Genomic DNA, 21,004 nt, shown 5'->3' on the forward strand with positions numbered 1-21,004 from the left:
GGTGCGGGACGTAAAGCGAAGCAGTCCCGCACCACCCCGGAGCGGCACGGCCCCGCGCTTGAGGACGGCGCCGAGCCAAAATTCAGCCCGTCCGGCGATTGAGGACGCGGCCGCAGGCCGCCCCCGCCGCAGGCGGCCAACCGGCCCGCACCCGGCAACGACGCCGCACCCGACAACGGCTCACCCCCGCCGGAGGCGCACCGTTCGGTGGACGGGATCGGTATCGATCTTCGGAACGACGTGCTCCCCGATCAGCCGGATCGTCCGCACCGTGTCCTCCCGCGGCACCCCCACCGGCAGCCCGAACGCGAGCTGGTCGGCCCCCGCCTGCTCCCACCGCTTGCACTGGCGGAGCACCTCGTCGGGGTCGCCGCAGATCATCAGTTCCTCGGCGATGAGGAGTTCGATGATCTCCTCGGTGTATTCCGGCAGCAGCTCGGGCCACCGCGGGATCCCCTCGGGACGAGGAAACGTGTCGTGGTAGCGGAAGAGCAGCGACTGGAGGTAGTGCAGTCCGCCCGCGGCCGCGGTCCGGACGGCCTCGGCATGGGTCTCCGCGCAGATCGCGGTGGAGGTCACCATGACGTTGTCGTTGACGAAGGCGCCGACGGGCTCGGCGTCCTTGACGGCCGTCTTGTAGGAGTCGACGACCCATTCCATGTCGGAGACCTTCTGCACGCTGAAGCCGAGCACACCGAGCCCCTTGCGGGCGGCCATCGCGTAGGAGGAGGGCGAGCCGGCCGCGTACCACATGGCCGGGTGGGCCTTCCCGTACGGCTTGGGGAGGACCTTGCGCGGCGGGAGGGACCAGTGCTTCCCCTGGAATCCCGGGTACTCCTCGTGGAGCCACATCCGGGGGAATTCGGCGATCGTCTCCTCCCAGATCTCCTTGGTGAGGTTCATGTCGGTCACACCCGGGAGGAATCCGAGGATCTCATGGCTTCCGGCGCCCCGTCCGGTGCCGAACTCGAAGCGCCCGCAGGTGAGATGGTCGAGCATCGCGGCCTTCTCGGCGACCTTGGCGGGGTGGTTCACCTGTGGCAGCGGATTGAAGATCCCGGAGCCGAGGTGGATGCGCTCGGTGGCGTGCGCGAGATAGCCGAGGAAGACGTCGTTGGCGGAGAGGTGGGAGTACTCGTCCAGGAAGTGGTGTTCGGAGGCCCAGGCGTATTTGAAGCCCGCCCGGTCCGCCTCGATGACGTATTCCGCCTCCTCCAGCAGCGCGTGGTGCTCCGCCTCGGGGTCGGTCCGCGACCTGCTCGCCGGAACGTAACCCTGCACAAATATCCCGAATTCCATGGCGATTCACCGTCCCAGGAGTCCCGACGGTTCCTGACGATCCGTCAGATGAACCGACTCTGGCATCGGCGGCACGGACCGTCAACCACCCGCCCAGGAGAACGCCGAGGAGGACACCAAGGAGAACACCCGGCAGAACGCTCAGGAGAACAGCGACGTGCCCGCGAGCAGCCCGCCGTCCACGACGAACGGCTGGCCCGTCACATAGGACGAGTCGTCGCTCGTCAGGAACAGCGCCATGCGGGCCACTTCCCCCGGCCGTCCGATCCGCCGGAGCGGCACCGTTCTCCGGTACAGTTCGGCGGCTTCGGCCGCGGCCCGTTCCGGGTCCGCCGTGGGGTCGAGCCGGACCGGGTCCGTCATCGCCGTGTCGACCGCGCCGGGGCACAGCGCGTTGACCCGTATGCCTTTGCCGGCGAGCTCCAGGGCGGCCACGCGGGTCATGGCGAGGACCGCGCCCTTCGTCCCGGCGTACGCGGCGATGAACGGCATCCCGGCCAGCGCGGCGTACGAGGCGGTGTTGACGACCGTCCCGCCGCCCGCCGCCGCCAGCTCGGGCACGGCGGCGCGCATCCCGAGGAACGTCCCGAGCTGGTTGACGCGCACGACCTCCATGAACTCGTCGCGTGAGGTGTTCACCAGCTCGTTGAAGCGGACGATCCCGGCGTTGTTGACGAGCCCGTCGAGCTTTCCGAACGCGTCCTTCGCGGTGGCGACGGCCGCGGTCCAGTCGCCCTCCTCGCCGACGTCCAGGTGCGCGTACACGGCCGATCCGGGGCCGATCTCCTCGGCGACCGTCCGCCCCTCGCCGTCGAGCACGTCGGCGAGGACGACCTTCGCCCCTTCGGCGGCGAAGAGACGGGCTTCCCGCTCGCCCTGCCCGCGGGCGGCTCCGGTGATCAGGACGACGCGGTCGGTCAGCTTTCCCATGGGTGTGCGGCCCCCTTCTCGCCAGTCGTTCAGTCGTTCAGCAGCGGCGCCACTTCGCCCGCGAACAGCTCCATCTGGTCGAGCAGTTCGGCCAGTCCCCTGCTGCGGAACCGGACCTGGATCTGGTCCACGCCCATCGCGCCGTACACCCGCAGGGATTCCGCGACCGTCCCCGGTTTCCCGCACAGCGTGAGCGGGCCGACGTCCCAGCCGGGCGCGCCGATGTGGAGCGCCTCGGAGATCGCCCCGACGGCGAACGGCCCGTCCTGTCCGGCCTCCTCGCGCAGCCGCCGCAGCGCGGCGATCCGGGCGGGCAGCCGCTCGCGGGGGTCGCCCTGCGACAGCCAGCCGTCGCCCCGGAGGGCCGCCCGGCGCAGCGCGGCGGGCGAGGAGCCGCCCACCCAGACGGGCGGCCGCGGCGTGCGGACGGGGCGGGGTCCCTGCCCCAGGCCGCGGAAGGCGAAGCGCGCGCCGCGGAACTCGGGGAACTCCTCGGGCCCCAGGGCCGTTTTCAGTGCGTCGACGGTCTCGTCGAGGATCGCCCCGCGCCGCCCGAAGTCCACTCCCAGCGCCTGGAATTCCTCCCGCACATGCCCGGCCCCCACCCCGAGCACCAGGCGTCCGCCCGAGAGCCGGTCGACGGTGGCGTACTGCTTCGCCAGCACCAGCGGGTGCCGCAGCGCCGCGACGGACACATGGCTGAGCAGCAGCGTCCGCTCGGTGACGGCCGCGAGGTACGCCAGCGTGGCCACCGGGTCGTACCACACGGTGCCCATCGCGGCCGCGAGCCGCACGGGCACCGCCACGTGGTCGCACGTCCCCAGATAGGCGAACCCGAGCCGGTCGGCGGCGCGGGCCACCTCCCGCAGCTCCCCGGGCCCGGCCTCGACCTCCCAGGGCTCGGCGTACAGGGTGCTCAGGGAGGTGACGGGCACCTGCATGCCGTACGAGAGCCACCCCTCGGGCAGCACGCGCAGCCCGTCGGCGCCTAGGCCGCCCCCGCCCACAGCCCCTCCTCCGTCAGCCCGAGAAGCTCGATGGCGTTGCCCCGGACGATGCGTTCCACCACGTCCGGCGGCAGGTGCCCCATCTGCTCCTCCGCGACCTCGCGGGAGCGGGGCCAGGTGGAGTCGGAGTGGGGGTAGTCCGTCTCGTAGAGGACGTTGGCGGCGCCGATGGCGTCGAGGTTGCGGAGGCCGAAGGCGTCGTCGAAGAAGCAGCCGTGGACGTGGTCGGCGAAGAGCTCGGAGGGCGGGCGGAGGACCTTGTCCGCGATGCCGCCCCAGCCGCGGTTCCCGGTCCAGATGGTGTCGGCACGTTCCAGGATGTACGGGATCCAGCCGATCTGTCCCTCCGCGTACATGATGCGCAGTCCGGGGAAGCGGTCGAAGACGCCGGAGAGCAGCCAGTCGGCCAGGGAGAAGCAGCAGTTGGCGAAGGTGAGGGCGGAGCTCACCGCGGGCGGCGCGTCCTCGGAGGTGGACGGCATGCGGGAGGAGGAGCCGATGTGCATGGCGATGACGGTGCCGGTCTCGGCACAGGCGCGCAGGAACGGGTCCCAGGCGTCGGTGTGGACGGACGGCAGGCCCAGGTACGGGGGAATCTCCGAGAAGCAGACGGCGCGGACGCCCCGCGCGGCGTTGCGGCGCACCTCGTCGGCGGCGAGCCCGGCGTCCCAGAGGGGGACGATGGCGAGCGGTATCAGGCGCCCGTGCGCGTCCGGGCCGCACCACTCCTCGACCGTCCAGTCGTTGTAGGCGCGGACGCCCAGCAGGGCGAGCTCACGGTCCTTCGCCTCGGTGAAGGTCTGCCCGCAGAACCGGGGGAACGTGGGGAAACACAGCGCGGACTGGACATGGTTGCGATCCATATCGGCCAAACGTTCCGGGACACTGTAGGACCCCGGTCGCATTTGTTCGTAGGTGATTCCCTCCAGCTTGACGTCATCCCTGGAGTATCCGACGGCGGTATCCAGCCGGGTGAGCGGACGGTGCAAATCCTCATAGACCCACCAGTCCGCCACCGGACCGGACTCCCCCGGGTCCCCCATGACGGGGGCGAACCGTCCGCCCACGAAGGTCATTTCCCTGACCGGCGCGCGCACGACACGTGGTCCGACGTCGTGGAACCTGGCCGGGAGCCGGTCCCGCCAGACGTGCGGCGGCTCGACCGTATGGTCGTCGACGGAGATGATCCTGGGGAAACTCTCCATGGCCGACACGTTAGCGACTGACTGACGATCCGTCAGTACCGAGTGGGGCCCGGCTCTTGCAGGGCTTGTGGAGAGGCTGGACCACTGCTGACGCAGGGGCCGCGGACAAGGCAGACTGGCCGGTGGGACCGAGCAGGACAGGCAGGGGGTCACAATGGCCGGCGACACAGGGCACGGGCACCAACTGCGCTTCACCGTGCTCGGGCCCGTGCGGGCCCGGCGCGGCAGGGAGCTGCTGCACACCGGTTCGCCCCAGCAGCGGGCGCTCCTCGCCGCCCTGCTGCTGCGCGGCGGCCGCACCGCCACCGCGCCCGAGCTGGTGGACGCGCTGTGGGGCGACGAGCCCCCGCACGCCGCTCTCGCCGCGCTCCGCACGTACGCCTCCCGGCTCCGCAAGGCGTTCGGCCCCGACGCCGACGCCCTGGTCAGCGAGTCCGGCGGCTACGCGATCCGGGTGGGGCTCGGCTGCCTCGACATCGACAAGGCCGAACACCTCGCCACCGAGGCCGAGAAGGCGCGCGCCTCGGGCGACCGGGCGCGCGCCCGCGAGCTCATCAACGAGGCGCTGGGCGTCTGGGACGGCGAGCCGCTGGCCGGCCTGCCCGGCCCGTACGCGGAGACCCAGCGCGCCCGGCTGGAGGAGTGGCGGCTCACCCTCATCGAGGCCCGGCTCGACCTCGACCTGGAGGTCGGCGCGCACGCCGAGGCCGTCTCCGAGCTCACCGCGCTGACCGCCGCCCACCCGCTGCGCGAGCGCCTGCGGGAGCTGCTGATGCTCGCGCTCTACCGCAGCGGGCGGCAGGCGGAGGCCCTCGCCGTCTACGCCGACACCCGCAAGCTCCTCGCCGACGAACTCGGCGTCGACCCCTGCCCGGAGCTCGCCGAGCTCCAGCAGCGCATCCTCCAGGCCGACGCGGACCTCACGCTGCACATCGCGCCGGACGACCGCCCGCAGGCGGGCCCGACGTTCATCCGGCCCGCGCAGCTCCCGGCGACGGTGTCGGACTTCACCGGCCGCACGGCTTTCGTGGACGAGCTGAGCGACCAACTGGCCACCGCCGAGGGCCGGGTGATGGCGGTCTCCGCGGTCGCGGGCATCGGCGGCGTGGGCAAGACGACGCTCGCCGTGCACGTCGCGCACGCGGCCCGGCACCACTTCCCGGACGGGCAGCTGTATGTGGACCTCCAGGGGGCGGGGCCGGTGCCCGCCGAGCCGGAGGCCGTCCTCGGGTCGTTCCTGCGGGCCCTGGGCACCCCGGACGCCGCGATCCCCGACGGCCTCGACGAGCGGGCAGCGCTCTTCCGCTCCACGCTGGACGGCCGCCGCGTCCTGGCGCTGCTGGACAACGCGCGCGACGCCGCGCAGATCCGTCCGCTGCTGCCGGGCACGGAGGGCTGCGCGGCGCTGGTGACCAGCCGCTCGCGCATGGTGGACCTCGCGGGCGCCCACCTCGTCGACCTCGACGTGATGAGCCCGGACGAGGCCCTGGTCCTCTTCACCCGCATCGTCGGGCACGAGCGGGTCAACGCGGAGCGGGACGCCGCGATGGACGTCGTCGCCGCCTGCGGCTTCCTGCCGCTGGCCATCCGCATCGCCGCCTCCCGGCTGGCCGCCCGCCGCACCTGGACGGTCTCCGTCCTGGCCCGCAAGCTCGCCGACGAGCGCCGCCGCCTGGACGAGCTCCGCGCCGGCGACCTCGCCGTCAAGGCCACCTTCGAACTCGGCTACGGCCAGCTGGAGCCCGCGCAGGCCCGCGCGTTCCGGCTGCTCGGCCTCGCCGACGGCCCCGACATCTCCCTGGCCGCCGCCTCCGCCGTCCTCGACCTGGACCCCGACGCCACCGAGGAACTCCTGGAGTCGCTCGTCGACACCTCGCTCCTCGAATCCGCCGCCCCGGGCCGCTACCGCTTCCACGACCTCGTCCGCCTCTACGCGCGTGCGTGCGCCGAGCGCGACGAACAGCCGCCCGCCGAACGCGACGCCGCCCTGTCCCGGCTCCTCGACTTCTACCTGGCCAGCGCCGCCGACGCCTATGCCGTGGAACGCCCCTGCGACAAGCTCCTCACCCACCTGGCCCCCACCACGCACCCGGGCCTGTCCTTCACCGACGGACAGGCGGCCAGCGACTGGCTGTTCGCCGAGGCCGGCTGCCTGCTCGCCTGCGTACGCCAGCAGGCGTGCGCCACCGGCGACACCCTGCGGCGCGCTGTCGACCTGCTGCTGACGGCCAAGGACCTCGCCGAGTCCGGCGCGGACTCCCGCCAGTACGAGCAGGCCGCCACCGCCCTGCTGACCGCCGCACAGCGGGCCGGGGACGAACTGGCGGAGGGGCGCGCCCGGACGGTGCTGTCCCATGTGGACCGCATCGCGGGCCGGTTCACCCCGGCCGACGAGCACGCCCGGCTGGCGATCCTGCTCGGGAAGGCCTGCGGGGACGCCATTCCCGCCTGCCACGCCGCGAACATCCGCGGCATCATCGCCATCTACCAGCACCGCTACGACGACGCGGAGCTGTACCTGGAGCAGGCCCTGGACGCGTTCCGGGCCGACGGCAACCGTCCGGGCGAGGCGAGCGCGCTCAGCAACCTCTCGCGCGTCCTGCTGGACACCGGCCGCACCGCCCAGGGCGTACAGCTCGCGGAGCAGGCGCTCGCGCGCTACTACGAGATCGGCGCCTCCTGGCGGGTCGCCAACGGCCTCTACGCGCTGGGCGTCGCCCTCACCCACGCCGCACGGTACGAGGAGGCGCTCGGCAGGCTCAGCGAGGCACTGCCGATCTTCCGCGACAACCGGCAGCGGCTGTGGGAGGGCATGACGCACTACCGGATGGCGGACGTCCACCTCTGCGCGGGCCGCCCGGCCGCGGCCGCCCACCACGCGGAGCAGGCGCTCAAACTCCGCAACATCGGCGGGGCATGGCGCCGCGGCAACATCCTCACCCTCCTCGGCCGCTCCCTCGACGCCCTCGGCCAGCCCGGCCGCGCCCGCGCCTGCTGGGCCGAGGCCCTCGGCATCTACGAACAGCTCGGCGCCTCGGAGGCGGCGGACGTACGGAGTCTGCTGTCAGGGGTGGTGGCAGCGGCGTAGGGGCGGGACGGGCGACCCCGCCCGTCCCGGGGACACTCTTTCGGGATCCGGGGCGGAGCCCCGGTTTCGGGAAGGGGCGGGATTGGGGAAGAACCCCAGACGGACCCGCGGTCGAGGGGTGCGGTCGAGGGGTCTGCGAGGTCTCTCCCACTCCGGCAGAGGACCCGCGAAAGACACCGGAGCAACCCCGCAGCAACGCTGTCACGTGCCCGTTCATCGATCGTTTATCGCCCCGGGGCACTCTTACTCATGTCGATCCGTCGCGTCGGGGGGCAGGCGGGTCGTAGGTGAAACCTCACCTAGGGATGGTCAGCACCTGATCAGCCCTCACACCCGTCCGGCGATCCTCGGGGGAGTCGCCGGGCGGGTTCGCGGTCCCCGAGGATCACCTCCCCTTCACCAAAAGACTCGCATCCATCATCGGAGTTGATCGACATGAGCGATGAGCGCAAGCTCAAGCCAGTCGTGGCCACACCGCAGGACGATCACGTGACAGGGGGTGGCGGCGGTACCCTCGCCGCCCCGGATCTCTCTCCGGAATTCGCTCCGCCGCCGGACGACCACGCCACCATCGGTGAGCCGCTCGTCATGGACGACGACCACGTGACCGGGAACCCCCTCAAGCAGAGCTGATCCGACCGGATTCGTCCTGGGCGGCCACGCCCGACCCGGACGAACCCTGGACGACACGGGGGAATCACGGGGGAACTACGGGGGAACCAGGGAAAGGCCCTACGGGGGATGTCCGACGGGGGAACGGGGGACGTCCGAGGGGGACGGACGAACGGACAAGGGCCGGACCGACGGGGGAAACACCAAACGGGGGGAAGAACGGAGGGGGCCACACACGGGGGAAATCACGGGGGGAATACGGGGGAAACACGGGGGATGGAAAACGGGGGGAAAGCTCAACGGGGGAACAACGGGGGGAATCGCGAACGGGAACGCTTCAAGGGGTCGATCCAACGGGGGAAACGGGGGACAGATCCCAGAAGAAACGTTCATCGGGGGACCGTTCACGAGGAACAGCGCAAACGCGCCCCAGGGCCAGGGGACTCTCCGCCAGGGGAGTCCCACGGGGGAGCCCGACGGCGCGCGTTCGACGGGGGAAGTCCGGGAAGTCCGGCACGACAACTGAATCACGACAACTGAACGACAACTGAACAGGGACGTCCCAACGGGGGGACAGACCAACGGGGGACTGACAGGGGCCGGCGTCGGCAGCGCGGAGGGGGAGCCGTCGACGCCGGCCCCTGCGGTCATATCTCAGCGACGTCAGCGATCGTCAGGACCGCAGGCCCCGGACGCGACGACCGGAGCGCGGACGCCGTCCTCGCCACCCGCCGCGTTCGCCGCCGAGTACATCGCACCTGCAACACCGCCCCCGATCCAGAGGAGTTGAAATGCCAAGCACCACTACGCGCGTCAAGAAGTCCGTCGCCATCGCCGCGTTCGCCGCGGCCGCGGCCATAGCCACCGCGGTGCCCGCCACCGCCGACGAGCACGCGGGGATTTCCGCCCCGGTCTCCATACAGCTCAAGGGCGACGTGAGCCCGCACGACGACCACACCACCGGCGGCACGGACGACCACACGACGGGCGGGGCGGACGACCACAGCACCCTCGGGGCCGATGACCACACCACGGGCGAGCACCGCTAGACCCTGAACCCGCCCCTGAGAAAGGCGCGGCCCGCACCCACACCAAGCCAACCGTGCACCGGGCCGCGCCTTTCGCGTGGGTGCACGAACCCGGCCTGTCCGGGCAACAACTCAGCTCACCTGGGCGACATTTTCGGCCCGCCGGGGCAACAACTCAGCCCGTCCTGGGGGCACCTCCCAGCGGTAGCTGGGGGAGTTTGAGGACGCGCCCGAAGGGCGCTCTCCGCCGCAGGCGGGAACGGTGCCGCACCCGGAAGCGCACCCTCACCGCCGCAGCTCCCCCTTCACCACCTTCCCCGCCGCGTTCCGCGGCAACTCCCCCACGAACTCCACCACCCGCGGCACCTTGTAATGAGCCATCTCCCGCCGCGCCCACCGGATCAGCTCGTCGGCCGAAGGCGCCCCCGCACCCCGCCGTCGCACGACGAACGCCTTGCCCGCCTCCCCCAGCCGGCCATCCGGCACACCGATCACGGCAGCCTCGAGCACCCCCGGGTGCCGGGCCAGCACCTGCTCCACCTCCGCCGGGTAGACGTTGAAGCCGCCGGCCACGTACATGTCCGTGATCCGGTCGGTGACCCGGAGGTTGCCCTCGTCGTCGAGCACGCCGATGTCGCCGCTGTGCAGCCACCCGTCCGCGTCGACGGCCGCGGCCGTGGCCTCCGGGTCCTCGAAGTAGCCCGACATCACCTGGTAGCCGCGCACCAGGATCTCCCCCGGCTCGCCGGGCGGCAGCGCCTTGCCGTCCGCGCCGACCACCTTGACCTCGGTGTCCGGGACGGCGCGGCCCGACGTGGCGGCGACCACCTCGTCCGCGTCGCCGCGCCGGCACATCGTGACCATGCCCGTCGCCTCGCTCAGCCCGTAGGCGGTCAGCACGGTCGTTATGCCCAGCTCCCCGCGCAGCCGGCCGATCAGCCGCCGCTCCACCGGCGCCGCGCCCGTCACCGCCAGCCGCAGGGACGAGAAGTCGTACGTCCAGCGCGCCGGATGGTCGAGCAGCGACTGGAAGAGCGTGGGCGGCCCCGGCAGCACGGATATGCGTTCCGCCGCGATCTGCGCCGCCACCGTCTCCACGGCGAAGGCGGACTGCGGAACCATCGTCGCGCCCCGCATCAGACAGGCGAGCACCCCCGCCTTGTAGCCGAAGGTGTGCGAGAACGGGTTGACGATCAGATACCGGTCCCCCTCCCTGAGGCCCGCGAGGTCGCACCAGGCCCCGAAGGCGCGCAGGCTCTGGGCGTGGCTGGTGACCACGCCCTTCGGCTCACCCGTGGTGCCGGAGGTGAAGACGATGTCGGAGGGCGCGTCGGGCGCCGTCGCGTTGGCCCGCGCCCGTACCGCCCAGGCGGGCACCGCCTCCCCTGCGGCCAGGAACTCCCGCCACGTACGGAACTCCGCGGGCGCGTCCTCCGCCAGGACCACGACCTCCCGCAGGCAGGGCAGCCCGGCCAGCGGCGGCCCGGCCACCCGGTCCCGTGCCCCGGCGCGCCGCCCCGCCGCCCCGCGCAGCGCGGCGACGTAGGACGTGCCCAGGAACGTGCCGGTGACGAAGAGCAGTTCGGCCCGCGTGCGCTTCAGCACCTGGACCGCTTCGGCGCCCTTCAGCCGCGTGTTGAGGGGGACGAGGACCGCACCCGCCGAGACCGCGCCCAGCGCCGCGACGATCCAGTCGACGGTATTCGGTGCCCAGACGGCCACCCGGTCACCCGCCTGCACCCCCATCGCCAGACACCCCGCGGCGGCCCGCTCGACACGCGCGGCGAGCTGCCCGTAGCTGATCCGGGTCCGGCCGTCGACCACGGCCTCACGGCCCCCGTACCGCGCCGCGGCCGTGCGGACCAGCCGGGGTACGGACATGAATTCCAGATCCCCGCGCATCGCGCACCCTCCCCCACTGGCTGACTATGCGTCAGATTAGCGATAGCCTTCCGCGCTGTCAGCAGCGACAGTGCCCGGAGCACGGAGGTGGCGATGACCGCAACGCTCAAGGACACCACCGCGATCGCCGGCATAGGACAGACCCCCTTCGCGCGCCGACTTCCCTCATCCGAAAAGGCCTTGGCCTGCCAGGCGGTCCTGGCGGCGCTCGACGACGCCGGCATCCCCCCTTCCCAGGTCGACGCCTTCGCCTCGTACACCATGGAGGAGACCGACGAGGTCGAGGTCGCCAAGGCCATCGGCGCGGGCGACGCGACCTTCTTCGCCAAGGCCGGATACGGCGGTGGCGGCTCCTGCGCGACCGTCGCCCACCTCGCCGCCGCGATCGCCACCGGACAGGCGACCGTCGGAGTGGCCTGGCGCTCCCGCAAACGCGGCTCCGGCCCGCGCCCCTGGCAGAACACCACGGCCCAACTCCCCACGCCCGCCCAGTGGACCCGCCCCTACGGTCTGCTGCGCCCGGTCGACGAGATCGCCATGCTCGCCCGCCGCTACATGCACGAGTACGGCGCCACGCGCGACCACTTCTTCAACGTCGCCCTCGCGTGCCGCAACCGCGCCCGCCAGAACCCGGCCGCGATGATGCGCGACCGCCCCCTGACCCGCGAGGCGTACATGACGTCGCGCTGGATCAGCGAGCCGCTCTGCCTCTTCGACAACTGCCTGGAGACCGACGGCGCGCTCGCCTGCGTGATCGTCTCCGCCGACCGGGCCCTCGACTGCCGCCACGCCCCGGTCTACGTCCACTCCGTCGCGCAGGGGCTGCCCGCCCAGCACCACGGCATGGTCAACTACTGGAACGACGACCCGCTGACCGGCCCCTCCTGGACCGCCGCGCGACATCTGTGGAAGACGGCCGACTTCGGCCCCACCGACGTCCAAGTCGCCCAGATCTACGACGCGTTCACCCCGCTCATCCCGCTCTCGCTCGAAGGCTACGGCTTCTGCGGGCGCGGCGAGGGGGCGGCCTTCACCGAGGACGGCGCCCTCGAACTCGGCGGCAGGCTCCCGCTCAACACGGCCGGCGGCGGGCTCGGCGAGGCCTACGTCCACGGCTTCAACCTCATCAACGAAGGCGTCCGGCAGCTCCGCGGCAGCTCCACCGCGCAGGTGCCCGGCGCCAGGACATGTCTGGTCACGGCGGGCGAGGGCGTCCCCACCTCCGCGCTGCTGCTGAGGAGTTGAGTATCCATGTCCTCCATCATGAAGGGCACCACTGACAACGGGCTCCTCGTGCCCTGGCCGGACGCGGACGGCGCCCCCTTCTGGGACTTCGCCGCCCGCGGTGAGCTGCGCGTACAGGAGTGCGCCGACTGCCACCGGCTGCGCTTCCCGCCCCGGCCCTGCTGTCCCGCCTGCCAGTCCTTCGCCGACGAGTGGCGGGCGATGAGCGGCCACGGCCGCATCTGGTCGTACGTCCTGCCCCACCCGCCCCTCCTGCCCGCCTACGCCGAACACGCCCCGTACAACGTCGTCGTCGTGGAACTCGCCGAGGCCCCGGCCATCCGCCTCGTCGGCAACGTCGTCGCCGCGCCCGACGCCCCGCCCGACTCCGTGGACCCCGCGCTGCTGTACATCGGCGCGCCCGTGCACGTCGCCTTCGCGGAGCTCACCGAGGGCGTGACCGTGCCCCGCTGGCTGCTGGAGCGCCCATGACCGCCGACGGCCCGCCGCCCGTCCGCACGGAGGTGGGGGACGACGGGGTCGCCCTCGTCACCCTCGACCGGCCCGCCCGGCACAACGCGATCGACCTGGCGACCGCGGCCGCCCTGGCCTCCGTGTGGCGTCGCTTCCGCGACGACGACGCCGTTCGGGCCGTCGTGCTCACCGGCGCCGGCGACCGGGCCTTCTGCAGCGGCATCGACCGCTCCGTGACCGTTCCCCAGCCCGCCTCGCCGTACTCCGTCGACGACCCGCTCCGCACGGTCGGCCCCAAGGCCGCCGACCTGTGGAAGCCCGTGCTCGCCGCGGTCGGCGGCATCGCCTGCGGCGGGGCGTTCTACCTGCTCGGCGAGGCCGAGTTCGTGATCGCCGCCGAGAACGCGACCTTCTTCGACCCGCACGTCGCCTACGGCATGGTCAGCGCGTACGAGACGCTCCACATGGCCCAGCGCATGCCCTTCGGCGAGGCCGCCCGCACGGCCCTGATGGGCACCGCCGAACGCCTCTCCGCGCGGCGCGCCTACGACATCGGTCTGGTCTCCGAACTGACCCCGCCCGGCGGGGCCGTCCCCGCGGCCCTGCGCGCCGCGCGCGTCATCGCGTCCTGCCCCACCGAGGCCGTGCAGGGAACCGTACGGGCCCTGTGGGCCGCCAAGGAGGCCGCGTACGAACGGGCCCTCGCCCTCGCGCCCCACCTGATCTCGCTCGGCAATCTGCCGCCCGGCCGTCAGGAGGGACTCTTCGCCGCCCGCGACCGGACGTACCGCCTGCGGTGAGCCGTGGATGGCGGGCCCGGAGGAGCCGCCGTAGCGTTCGGGACATGGCGATCCTGCGCAACGCGCTCGGCTCCCTCCTGGCACTCGCCGGGGCCGTGGCAGCCGTCTGGAGCCCGTTCCGGCCCTGGTACGCGGGGCGGCGCGGCACGGACTACGGCGTCAGGAACCTCTTCCGGAGCGTGGGCGTCACCGGGGGCCACGCCGATCTGCTCGGCTCGCTCTTCGCGCCGATGCTCGTCGCCGCGCTGGTGGCGCTGCTGGGCCTGCTGAAGCGCTCGCGGCCCCTCCTGGCCGCGGCGGGCGTGCTCGTCCTCGGCTTCACGGTGCTGTGGGCCGTCCGCCAGGGGCAGGTGGCGGGCTCCCTCAGCATCGGCGACGAAGGCCACGGCCTGAACGCGGGCGGCGTCACGGCCTTCACGGCGGGCTGTCTCCTGCTCCTGGCGGCCGCGGTCACGCCCGGCGGACGCCGCCCACGCGACGGCACCGGAACACCGCCGCCGTACGAACGGCCTCCGCATGAACGACCGCCGCATGAACCGCCGTCGTACGAGCGGCCGCCGTACGAGCAGGAGCCCGTCGAGCCGCCTCCGTACGCCCCGCCCCCGGGTACGCCGCCCGAGCCGCCGCCCTGGCCCAGGCCGCCCCACGACGCGGGCTGAACGCGCGCCCCCGGCCGCCCCCGACCGGGGAGCTCAACGCCGCGACAGGCCCGTCCCCTTCGCCGCGTCCAGCGCGTAGACGCACCGGTCCTTGCTGCAGGCGTAGACCACCCCGCCCATCGCCACCGGCGACCCGGTGATCTCGCCGCCGGTGGCCAGCTTCCAGCGCAACTGGCCGCCCGCCGCGTCGACCGTGTACAGGCAGTGGTCCGCGGAGCCGAAGTGGACCCGGCCGTCGGCGACCACGGGCGCGCCCACCACGTCGCCGCCCGCGGCGAAGCGCCACCTCGGCGTGCCGGTGACCGCGTCCAGCGTGTACAGCGCGCCGCCGCTGCCCAGGTGGACGGCTCCGGACGCGACCAGCACCGGCTCCGTCGACTGCCGGGGCTCGGTCGCGATCCGCCAGCGGTCACGGCCCGTCGCCGCGTCCAGGGCGTACACCGTGCCCAGGTAGTCGGCGGCGTAGACGCCGCCGCCCGCCACCGAGGGGCCCGGCGCGAAGGCGGGCGGGCTGAGGAAGACCGCCGGTGCCTCGAACCGCCAGCGCACGTCCCCGCGCGCCACGTCGATGGCCAGCACGCGCGTACCCGCGGCGACGTACACCACGCCGTCCGGGGCGGCCAGCAGCCGCACCGGCACTCCGCCGCACGACGCCGCGTCGCCCACGGGGTACGACCAGCGCTCGGCGCCCGTGCGCGCCTCCAGGGCGCGCAGCCGCCCCTCGGCCCACACGTACACCGTGCCGTCCTGCACGAACGGGCCGCAGTCGGGTGTCTCGAAGTCGGTCTGGAGACCGCCCGTCTCCCACAGCAGTTCGCCGTTGGCCGCCTCCCACGCCTGGACGCCGCCGCCGCGCGTACCGGTGACGATCGTGCCCCGGTCCGCACGGAGCGAGTACACCCAGCCGTCCGTGGCGAGGCGCCAGCGCTCGGCGCCGTCGGCCGCGTCCAGCGCGTAGAGCGTCGGCCCGTCCGATGCGTGGATGCGGCCGTCCGCGACGGCCATGGCCCAGGCCACGTCCCGGGTCTTGAACTGCCGCCGCCCGCTGGCCACATCGAGGGCGTGGACCTCGAAGGACGTCACGTACAGCAGGTCGCCGGCGACGGTCGGGGTGCCCCATACGTCATTGGACATGCGGAACCGCCAGGGCCGCCAACGCCCCTGGTCGCCCTGGGCGTTGCCGGCGTCCGGGGCGGGCGCGGGCGCCTGCGCGGGGACGGCGGCGGGCGCGCCGCCGGTCACCCCGGCCGGCGGGCGGACCCAGCCGGTCGCCGCCCCGGCGCCCGTGGCGGCCTGCGGCTCGCGCGCGTCGGCGACGCGCGGGCCGGGCCCGATGGGGACCTGCGACCCGGCGAGCCGTACGGAGCTGTCGGGCGCGGGCGCGCCCGCGTGCCTGCCCTGCCCGCCGCGGCCGGCGCCGACCGCGGCGGGCGCCTCGGGCGGCCCGCTCAGGCCGCCGCGAGGGTCGGGGGCGGCCGTCCCGGTCCGCCCGGTCCCCTCGCCCCAGGCGGGGCCGCTGCGCGCACCGGTGCCCGGCGGAGCGTACGAGGGCACGGGCGCGCGGGACGGCGTCGGCGGCTGCGTCGGCCGGGGCGGCACACCGGGGCGGCTGCGGCCGCCGCTCCGCGCACCCGGCGCGGCGGGCCGGTGGCCCGCCCTGCGCTGCTCGATGAGGGTGACGGCGTTGTCCGGCAGCCAGGCCGACGCCGTGCCGCTGTCGTCGTCCCCGCCGGAGGCGAAGAGGTGCGGGGCGAGCTGCGCCTGGAGGTCCGCCGGAGTGGGGCGGTGCTCCGCCGCCATCTGCATGCAGGAGTCGATCAGGGGGCGCAGTTCGTCGGGCAGGCCGCTCAGGTCCGGGCCCTCGCGCAGCAGCATGAAGACCGTCTCGACCGGGTTCGCCCCGTGGAAGGGCGCGTGCCCGGTCGCGGCGAAGACCAGTGTCGAGCCGAGCGAGAAGATGTCGCTGGCCCCGGTCACGCTGCGGGAGTCGCGCGCCTGCTCGGGGGACATGTAGGCGGGGGTGCCGACCGCGACGTTGGTCATCGTCAGCCGGGTGTTGGAGACGCCGGAGGCGATGCCGAAGTCGATGACCCGGGGGCCGTCCTCCACCACCAGGACGTTGGACGGCTTGAGGTCGCGGTGGACCAGGCCCGCGCCGTGGATGGACTGGAGCGCCTCGGCGACACCGGCGGCCAGCCAGCGGACCGCCTGCGCGGGCAGGGGCCCGCACTCGTTGATGATCTCCTCGAGGGAGGGCGCGGGCACATAGGCGGTGGCCAGCCAGGGCACGGCGGCGCGCGGATCGGCGTCGACGACGGCGGCGGTGTAGAAGCCGCTGACCGCCCGCGCCGCCTCCACCTCACGGGTGAAGCGGACACGGAAGAGCTGGTCCTCGGCGAGCTCCGTGCGCACCGTTTTGATAGCGACCCGCCGGCCGGACGCCGAGCGGGCGAGATAGACCAGCCCCATGCCACCGGCACCGAGTCGGCCGAGCACCTCGAACGGGCCGATCCGTCTCGGGTCGTGCTGGGTAAGCTGCTCCACCACTGGCCTGCCACCTCCCCGTGGGGGCTTGAAGGGTTTCAGCCCCGTGCAGCGTCTCACCGCGAATTATCTCCGGGGTACGCATACTGATTCTTCCTGGCGACGGGCGCGGTTGCGAACCCGGGTCGCGCTTCGCCGTGTCTCCGCCCCGCGCGGAGCGCCCCGCCCCGCGCGCCGTGCCCCTCACTCCCGAACCATGACTCTCCGTTACCTCCGCGGGGCTCGTCGCCCGCCCCGGGAGGAGTTCCCACTGCCACGTTATCGGGGGAACGCGGATTCCACGTGGCCTGTGGACAACTGTGGGAAAGCCCTCCCGAGCGGCCCCGTCCACAGCCTGTCGATAAGACGATTCACCGGTACGGGCCAATCCGCTCCGCTTCTCGCGGAGACCTCCACATGCCGCCTGAGCTGGCCTTACGCACCACCCTTGCCCCCTCCCCCCATTTGCATGCGGCCGAATCGCGCTCCGATCACCCCTCGGTAAGCTGACGGCATGACAGGACAAGTACGCACCGTCGACGGCCGCGTGGCCGGCCGACGCGGACAGGCGACGCGGCAGAAGCTGCTCGACTGCCTCAGTGAAATGCTCAGCTCCTCGCCGTACCGCGACGTGAAGGTCATCGACGTCGCGCGCAAGGCAGGCACCTCCCCCGCGACCTTCTACCAGTACTTCCCGGACGTCGAGGGCGCCGTCCTCGAGATCGCCGAGGAGATGGCGAAGGAGGGCGCGAGCCTCACCGACCTCGTCGCCGGGCGCTCCTGGGTCGGCAAGTCCGGCTGGCAGGCCGCCGAGGAACTGGTCGACGGCTTCCTCGGCTTCTGGCGGAAGCACGACGCCATCCTGCGCGTCGTCGACCTCGGGGCCGCCGAGGGGGACAAGCGGTTCTACAAGATCCGCATGAAGATCCTCAACGCGGTCACCAACTCCCTCACGGACTCCGTCAAGGAGCTCCAGTCCAAGGGCAAGGCGGACAAGGACGTCAACGCGGCCGCGATCGCCGGTTCCCTCGTCGCGATGCTCGCCGCGGTGGCCTCGCACCAGAAGGGCTTCCAGAGCTGGGGCGTCAAGCAGGCCGAGCTCAAGCCGAACCTCGCGCTGCTCGTGCACCTGGGCATCACCGGCAAGAAGCCGACCAAGTAGCGCGGCAGCGCCTCGCACGTCCTGTCATCGCAGCGGCGGGCCGCCACCGGCTCGGGCCGGAGCGGCCCGCCGCAGTGACATCACCCACCCGACGCCGACCGCGCCGTCACCGCGGTTCCAGCCGGAACAGCCGGATCTCACGCTCCACGCGCGCCTGGTACCGCGCGTACGGGGGCCAGAATTTCACCACCGCCGCCCATGCGGCAGCCCGCTCCGTGCCGCGCAGCAGCCGTGCCCGCACGGGGACGTCCCGACCCTTCCAACTGATCTCCGCGTCGGGGTGCGCCAGCAGGTTCGCCGTCCAGGCCGGATGGCCGGGCCGGCCGAAGTTGCTGCCGACTACCACCCAGGCGCTCGCGGGATCGCCCTCCCGCATACAGGCGAGCGGCGTCCTCCGCGGCTGCCCGCTCCGCGCACCGGTCGACGTGAGGACGACACTCGGCAGCAGACGCGCGCTGAGCATCGTCCTTCCGCCCGACAGCCGGTGCACCGCGCGGTCCAGCGCCGGCAGGAAGTACGGCCCGATACGCGCGAACGTCCGGGTGGACGACATCTTCTGCACCACGCGTTCCAGAACGGTCGTCACAGGGCCACCGCTTCCCGTGCGTCACGGGCGACAAACAGGCCGGCGATGTCCGCCGCGCGCGCCCTCAGCCGATGGACCGGGCCGAACAGCAATTCATCCGAAGCGGCCCGCTTGAAGTACAGCTGCACGTCGTGCTCCCAGGTCACCCCGATGCCGCCGTGCAGTTGGACGGCCTCTCCCGCGACCGTCCGCAGCGCCTCCAGCGCCTGCCCGAGGGCGAGCCCCCCGGCCACCGCGGCCCCGGCGCCGTCCCCTTCCGGCCGTTCCCCGGCGGCCCATGCCGCGTAGTACGCGGCCGAACGTGCCGTCTGCACCGCCACGTAGAGGTCCGCCAGCCGGTGTTTGACCGCCTGGAAGGACCCGATCGGCCTGCCGAACTGTTCCCGGGACCGGACGTACGCGACCGTCCGCTCCAGCGCCCGGTCCGCCGCTCCCACCGCCTCCGCCGCCAGCACCGCCGCCACGGTGCCGCCGAGCCGGGCGAGCGCGCCGGGAGCGTCGCCACCGTCCCCGAGGAGCTCCGCCTCGGCATCGCGCAGTTCGACGCGGGCCTGCGGCCGCGTCTCGTCCAGGACGGTCAGCCGGACACGGGTCACCCCTCGCGCCCGCTCGGGCCGCAGGACGAACAGCGCGGTCCCGCCGTGCGCGTAGTCGCCCCTGTGGGCCGCGACGAGCAACAGGGCCGCGCTGTGCCCGTCGAGGACCCGCGTCGCCTCCCCGTACAGCCGCCAGCCGGAGCCGTCCGCGGCCGGGCGCGCCTGGACGCCGCCCGCGCGGCCGCCACCGGCCCACGGCCCGTCGTTCGCACCGGTCAGCCCGAGCGCGGCCGACGGCTGCCCGCCGGGCAGCACGAGCGCCCCCGTCAGCCCACCCGCGGCCAGGGGCGGCAGCAGTTCCGCGCGTTGCGCCTCCGTGCCGAAGGCGGCGATCAGCGGCGCCACCAGCCCGGCCGTGGCCAGCAGCGGGGACGGCAGCAGCGCCCGGCCGGCCTCCTCGCCCGCCAGCGCCGCTTCCACCGGCCCGCAGCCCGCGCCGCCGTAGCGCCGCTCCACCGCGAGCCCCGGCAGGCCCAGTTGCTCCGCGAGCCGCCGCCACAGCGCCTTGTCGTATCCGGCGGCCGTACGGACCGCGGCCCTGACCTCTTCCGGCCCGCAGCGCTTGAGCAGCAGCTCGCGCAGAGTGCGCCGGATCTCGTCCTGTTCGTCGCTCAACGCGGCATCCATGCCGGACTCCTCCCGAACCTGACGTCCGTCATGCTAGGTGGAGCAACCCGGCTTTCCCAGCCCTCAACTGATGTACCGTCAGATCCATGAGCCCGGACCGCCCGCGCAAGGTCGCCGTCGTCGGTGTCTCCCTCTCGGACTGCGGCCGCGTCGACCATGCCACCCCGTACGCCCTGCACGCCCAGGCCGCACGCCGCGCGCTCGCGGACTCCGGCCTCGACCGGTCCGTGATCGACGGCCTCGCCTCCGCCGGTCTGGGCACGCTCGCCCCCGTGGAGGTCGCGGACCATCTGGGGCTGCGGCCGACCTGGGTGGACTCGACCGGCGTCGGGGGCGCGGCCTGGGAGGTCATGGCCGCCCACGCGGCCTGCGCCATCGCCGCGGGGCACGCGAACGCCGTCCTCCTCGTGTACGGCTCCACCGCCCGCGCCGACCTCAAGGCCGGCCGCCGCACCGCCGCCCTCTCCTTCGGCACCCGCGGCCCCGCGCAGTTCGAGGCCCCGTACGGACACACCCTCATCGCCAAGTACGCGATGGCGGCCCGGCGTCACATGCACCAGTACGGCACGACGCTTGAACAGTTTGCCGACGTCGCCGTTCAAACCCGCGCCAACGCGGCGTGCAATCCGCACGCCATGTACCGCGACCCGATCACGGTCGACGACGTGCTCGGCGGGCCGGTGATCGCCGATCCGTTCACCAGGCTGCAGTGCTGCATACGGTCCGACGGCGGCTGCGCGGTGCTCCTCGCGGCGGAGGAGTACGTGCCCGCCACGGTCAAACCACCCGTGTGGGTGCTGGGCGCCGGAACCGCGGTCTCCCACGCGACGTTGTCGGAGTGGGACGACTTCACGGTGACCCCGGCCGCGGTCTCCGGGCGGATCGCCTTCCGGCAGGCGGGAGTCACCCCGCAGGACATCGACGTGGCGGAGCTGTACGACGCGTTCACCTATATGACGCTGGTGACGCTGGAGGACCTCGGCTTCTGCGCGAAGGGGGAAGGGGGCGCGTTCGTGGAGAAGGGCCGGCTGACGATCGGCGGCGGGCTGCCGGTCAACACCGACGGCGGCGGGCTGTCCGCCTGCCACCCCGGCATGCGGGGCCTGTTCCTCCTGGTCGAGGCGGTGCGCCAGTTGAGGGGCGAGGCGGAGGAGGGCCGCCAGGTACGCAGGCGCGGCGGCTCGCTCCCCCGGCTCGCCGTCGCCTCGGGCACGGGCGGCTGGTTCTGCTCGTCGGGCACGCTGATACTGGCCCGCGACTGACACCCGTGGCACGTCCGGGC

The 21,004-nt window shown here is 73.2% G+C and carries 17 protein-coding genes; 9 read left to right on the top strand and 8 right to left on the bottom strand.

Translation table 11 applies throughout. The features are described 5' to 3' along the window. Positions 1-180: 180 nt before the first annotated feature. From ACWD4A_RS13385 to ACWD4A_RS13400, 4 genes are all read right to left on the bottom strand, one after another. Entirely contained in the window at positions 181-1,299 is a 1,119-nt protein-coding gene (locus tag ACWD4A_RS13385; RefSeq protein ID WP_451193215.1) for an LLM class flavin-dependent oxidoreductase, read from the bottom strand. A gap of 141 nt (positions 1,300-1,440) precedes the next feature. Then, positions 1,441-2,229 carry an SDR family NAD(P)-dependent oxidoreductase gene (locus ACWD4A_RS13390; RefSeq protein WP_451193217.1) on the bottom strand — a complete coding sequence of 263 codons (789 nt, stop codon included), beginning with the start codon at positions 2,227-2,229 and terminating at the stop codon, positions 1,441-1,443. Between the two features lie 29 nt (positions 2,230-2,258). Beyond that, positions 2,259-3,170: a TIGR03619 family F420-dependent LLM class oxidoreductase gene (locus tag ACWD4A_RS13395; protein WP_451193361.1), complete on the bottom strand. Its 912-nt coding sequence runs from the start codon at positions 3,168-3,170 to the stop codon at positions 2,259-2,261. Between the two features lie 47 nt (positions 3,171-3,217). Then, positions 3,218-4,441 (bottom strand): amidohydrolase family protein, encoded by a 1,224-nt coding sequence (locus ACWD4A_RS13400; RefSeq protein WP_451193219.1) that lies wholly within the window; start codon positions 4,439-4,441, stop codon positions 3,218-3,220. Positions 4,442-4,595: 154 nt separating this feature from the next. On the opposite strand from ACWD4A_RS13400, the gene ACWD4A_RS13405 reads away from it, so the two are divergent. The 3 genes from ACWD4A_RS13405 (at position 4,596) to ACWD4A_RS13415 (ending at position 9,190) form a co-directional block, all read left to right on the top strand. Beyond that, positions 4,596-7,529 carry an AfsR/SARP family transcriptional regulator gene (locus tag ACWD4A_RS13405; protein WP_451193221.1) on the top strand — a complete coding sequence of 978 codons (2,934 nt, stop codon included), beginning with the start codon at positions 4,596-4,598 and terminating at the stop codon, positions 7,527-7,529. A 435-nt stretch (positions 7,530-7,964) separates the two neighbouring features. Continuing rightward, positions 7,965-8,162, top strand: a complete 198-nt coding sequence (locus ACWD4A_RS13410) for a hypothetical protein (RefSeq protein WP_451193223.1) — start codon at positions 7,965-7,967, stop codon at positions 8,160-8,162. A 770-nt stretch (positions 8,163-8,932) separates the two neighbouring features. Next, positions 8,933-9,190 (top strand): hypothetical protein, encoded by a 258-nt coding sequence (locus ACWD4A_RS13415; RefSeq protein ID WP_451193225.1) that lies wholly within the window; start codon positions 8,933-8,935, stop codon positions 9,188-9,190. Between the two features lie 264 nt (positions 9,191-9,454). Here ACWD4A_RS13415 and ACWD4A_RS13420 read toward each other — a convergent pair whose 3' ends face one another. Then, complete coding sequence (locus ACWD4A_RS13420; protein WP_451193227.1) at positions 9,455-11,071, bottom strand: FadD3 family acyl-CoA ligase; 1,617 nt, start codon at positions 11,069-11,071, stop codon at positions 9,455-9,457. 93 nt (positions 11,072-11,164) lie between these two features. Here ACWD4A_RS13420 and ACWD4A_RS13425 point away from each other — a divergent pair, with 93 nt between their 5' ends. From ACWD4A_RS13425 to ACWD4A_RS13440, 4 genes are read left to right on the top strand one after another with little or no spacing between them, the layout of a single operon-like run. Further along, positions 11,165-12,316 carry a lipid-transfer protein gene (locus ACWD4A_RS13425; RefSeq protein ID WP_451193229.1) on the top strand — a complete coding sequence of 384 codons (1,152 nt, stop codon included), beginning with the start codon at positions 11,165-11,167 and terminating at the stop codon, positions 12,314-12,316. Between the two features lie 6 nt (positions 12,317-12,322). Then, positions 12,323-12,787 (top strand): Zn-ribbon domain-containing OB-fold protein, encoded by a 465-nt coding sequence (locus tag ACWD4A_RS13430; protein ID WP_451193230.1) that lies wholly within the window; start codon positions 12,323-12,325, stop codon positions 12,785-12,787. Then, positions 12,784-13,569 carry an enoyl-CoA hydratase/isomerase family protein gene (locus ACWD4A_RS13435; RefSeq protein ID WP_451193232.1) on the top strand — a complete coding sequence of 262 codons (786 nt, stop codon included), beginning with the start codon at positions 12,784-12,786 and terminating at the stop codon, positions 13,567-13,569. The genes ACWD4A_RS13430 and ACWD4A_RS13435 overlap by 4 nt, the downstream gene beginning before the upstream one ends. Before the next feature lie 44 nt (positions 13,570-13,613). Next, entirely contained in the window at positions 13,614-14,228 is a 615-nt protein-coding gene (locus tag ACWD4A_RS13440) for a hypothetical protein (RefSeq protein ID WP_451193235.1), read from the top strand. A gap of 33 nt (positions 14,229-14,261) precedes the next feature. Here the strand turns inward: ACWD4A_RS13440 and ACWD4A_RS13445 are convergent, their stop codons facing one another. Then, a complete protein-coding gene (locus ACWD4A_RS13445; RefSeq protein ID WP_451193236.1) occupies positions 14,262-16,775 on the bottom strand; it encodes an outer membrane protein assembly factor BamB family protein in 2,514 nt (837 codons plus the stop codon). A 490-nt stretch (positions 16,776-17,265) separates the two neighbouring features. On the opposite strand from ACWD4A_RS13445, the gene ACWD4A_RS13450 reads away from it, so the two are divergent. Beyond that, the gene (locus tag ACWD4A_RS13450; RefSeq protein ID WP_451193238.1) at positions 17,266-17,913 is read left to right on the top strand and encodes a TetR family transcriptional regulator; all 648 of its coding nucleotides are present in this window, start codon (positions 17,266-17,268) and stop codon (positions 17,911-17,913) included. A gap of 106 nt (positions 17,914-18,019) precedes the next feature. On the opposite strand, the gene ACWD4A_RS13455 is transcribed toward ACWD4A_RS13450, so the two are convergent. Further along, on the bottom strand, positions 18,020-18,466 hold the full coding sequence (locus ACWD4A_RS13455; RefSeq protein ID WP_451193362.1) for a nitroreductase family deazaflavin-dependent oxidoreductase: 447 nt from the start codon (positions 18,464-18,466) through the stop codon (positions 18,020-18,022). Between the two features lie 29 nt (positions 18,467-18,495). Then, entirely contained in the window at positions 18,496-19,722 is a 1,227-nt protein-coding gene (locus ACWD4A_RS13460; RefSeq protein WP_451193240.1) for an acyl-CoA dehydrogenase family protein, read from the bottom strand. A gap of 86 nt (positions 19,723-19,808) precedes the next feature. Between ACWD4A_RS13460 and ACWD4A_RS13465 the strand changes: the two genes are divergently transcribed. Then, positions 19,809-20,984, top strand: a complete 1,176-nt coding sequence (locus tag ACWD4A_RS13465; RefSeq protein ID WP_451193242.1) for a thiolase C-terminal domain-containing protein — start codon at positions 19,809-19,811, stop codon at positions 20,982-20,984. Positions 20,985-21,004 lie beyond the last annotated feature (20 nt).

This window comes from Streptomyces sp. NPDC002537 (assembly GCF_053594975.1).